The sequence below is a fragment of the Allomuricauda sp. TY007 genome, from assembly GCF_010468565.1.
Lineage (GTDB): Bacteria > Bacteroidota > Bacteroidia > Flavobacteriales > Flavobacteriaceae > Flagellimonas.
The window spans coordinates 1-1,635 of record NZ_WUEG01000040.1 but is presented as its reverse complement, the minus strand read 5'-3'; the positions used below and the strand labels follow the sequence as shown (position 1 = coordinate 1,635).

Sequence of the window (1,635 nt, the reverse complement as noted above, 5' to 3'; positions counted from 1 at the left end):
CCCTGTGTGTTCCCGATGATACCCATGACGGTCAGTTTCTTTACCAAACAGAGCAAGAACCGTGCGCAGGGGGTCAAAAACGCTGTTTTTTATGGTATCTCCATCGTATTGATCTATGTGGTGTTGGGATCACTGGTGACCGCCGTTTTCGGTGCGGATTCCTTGAACGCCCTTTCGACCAATGTATGGTTCAATCTCATCTTTTTTTTACTGCTTGTCGTTTTTGCGGCATCCTTCCTGGGGGCGTTCGAGATCGTACTGCCCTACACATGGGCAAACAAAGTGGACAAACAAGCGGACAAGGGCGGTGTCATTGGTATCCTGTTCATGGCCCTGGCCCTGGCCATTGTTTCCTTTTCATGTACGGGCCCCATCGTAGGGACCCTATTGGTCGAGGCGGCCAGCAAAGGGGGAATGGCGCCCATTATAGGTATGCTCGGATTCTCCTTGGCACTTGCGCTGCCCTTTATGTTCTTTGCCCTTTTTCCCGGATGGCTTAACTCCCTGCCCAAATCCGGGGGATGGCTGAATTCGGTAAAGGTCTTTCTGGGCTTTTTGGAATTGGCCCTGGCATTTAAGTTCCTGTCCAACGCCGATCTGGTGTTGCAGTTGCACTGGTTGGAAAGGGAAGTGTTCCTGGCCATTTGGATCGCCATTTTTGGAGCGTTGGCCATGTACCTGTTCGGGAAGCTAAGATTGCCCCATGATTCTCCGATTCAACATATATCAGTGGGGCGACTCGGATTGGGGTTGTTGACACTGTCCTTTGCGCTGTACCTAATCCCGGGTCTTTGGGGCGCTCCCTTAAAGTTAATCAGTGGTTTTCCACCGCCCATGCACTACAGTGAATCTCCGAACGGTGTTGGCTATGCAAAGATGGGTAGCGGGTCATTTACAAATGGTCTTCTTCCCGAAGGGGCAACTTATGGCCCGCACGACATTGTGGCCTTCAAGGATTACGAAAAGGGCATGGCCTATGCCAAAAAGGTGGGCAAGCCTGTTTTAATCGATTTTACGGGGCACGCCTGTGTGAACTGTAGAAAAATGGAGGAACGGGTATGGAGCGAACCGCAGATATTGGAGATACTCAACAATGAGGTGGTACTGGTTTCGCTGTATGTGGATGACAAACGTGAGCTACCGGAGGACCGGCAATATGTTTCTGCGGCAACGGGGAAAAGAATCAGGACCATAGGAAATAAGTGGAGCGATTTCCAGATCAGGGAATACAGGGCCAACGCCCAACCCTACTATGTATTGGTGGACCACGAAGGGGAAAAGCTCAATGAGCCCGTGGGCTACACCCCGGATGTAGAAGCGTATGGATCGTGGTTGGAACTTGGTTTGGAAAACTTTGAACGATAAAGAATTTGGTATGAAACTCATGGACAGCAACTTAACTATTAACTTGGAGTCACACTTTAAGGGCATCAAGGAAGGCGTAGTGGGAAACGATACATATTTTCAAAGTCCTTATGGGACCAAAAAAATTTTGTATGCCGATTGGATCGCCACCGGAAGGTTATACCGACCCATAGAGGAGAAGCTCATGGATGACCTGGGCCCCTATCTTGCCAATACACATTCCTATTCAAGCGAGACGGGGAAAGTGACCTCCAATCTCTATATGGAGGC

1 protein-coding gene and 1 pseudogene are annotated in these 1,635 nt (G+C 49.8%); both read left to right on the top strand.

What is annotated here, in order from left to right; translation table 11 throughout:
* The coding region (locus GO009_RS17310) for a protein-disulfide reductase DsbD (protein WP_163627961.1) at window positions 1-1,365 on the top strand (1,365 nt) is incomplete at its 5' end.
* Window positions 1,366-1,375: 10 nt separating this feature from the next.
* Window positions 1,376-1,635: pseudogene (locus GO009_RS17305) on the top strand (selenocysteine lyase); the annotation flags it as partial.